Below are 236 nucleotides of genomic sequence, written 5' to 3' on the forward strand. Positions count from 1 at the left end.
TCCAGAGTTGACTATGAAGAATATCTTAACTGATTTACCTCCCCTCTGGGACCGTGTAAAGGCTCTTCAGCTTAAAGATGCAGCACAGTTGGCATTGAAGAAAATGCCTTCTTCGGAACAGGAGGCTCTCTCATTGAGTGAATACCATCGAGGAGTCAGTGCGTGGAACTTTGATATCGAGGATCTCAAGGCACAAGCATCATTGATTCGTGATGATGAGCCACCAGAAATTAAAT

At 44.1% G+C, this 236-nt stretch carries 1 protein-coding gene; it reads left to right on the forward strand.

Annotated features, from left to right (window positions below; genetic code table 11):
• Nucleotides 1–13 precede the first annotated feature (13 nt).
• The coding region (locus tag SM753_RS21150) for a hypothetical protein (RefSeq protein ID WP_323193001.1) at nt 14–236 on the forward strand (223 nt) is incomplete at its 3' end.

Origin of the sequence: Halostella sp. PRR32, from assembly GCF_034808085.1 — an archaeon.
GTDB classification, from domain to species: domain Archaea; phylum Halobacteriota; class Halobacteria; order Halobacteriales; family Natronoarchaeaceae; genus Halostella; species Halostella pelagica.